Below are 252 nucleotides of genomic sequence, written 5' to 3' on the forward strand. Positions count from 1 at the left end.
GCGACCGCCGAATTGCGCGGGCGCATCCGCGAGAATATTCATCAGCTACGTCTGGCCTGTATCCGCGGCAAAAGCAGCAATCCGATGCACCAGTTACTGCTGGAGCAGATGCCGGATCTGAGTCAGGCCGCCGCGCAGCTGCTGGCTGCCGAGCGGCAGATGGATGAAGCCGCCATTTTCACCATTCACGGCTTCTGTCAGCGGATGCTGAATCTCAATGCCTTTGAGTCGGGCATGCTGTTCGAGCAGGAG

At 59.5% G+C, this 252-nt stretch carries 1 protein-coding gene; it reads left to right on the forward strand.

Features of this window, described 5'->3' with window-relative positions:
- A partial coding sequence (locus SB765_RS31910) for a UvrD-helicase domain-containing protein (RefSeq protein ID WP_410932795.1) occupies positions 1-252 on the forward strand: 252 nt, incomplete at both ends.

This window comes from Pseudomonas sp. SIMBA_067 (assembly GCF_046534675.1).
Lineage (GTDB): Bacteria > Pseudomonadota > Gammaproteobacteria > Pseudomonadales > Pseudomonadaceae > Aquipseudomonas > Aquipseudomonas putida.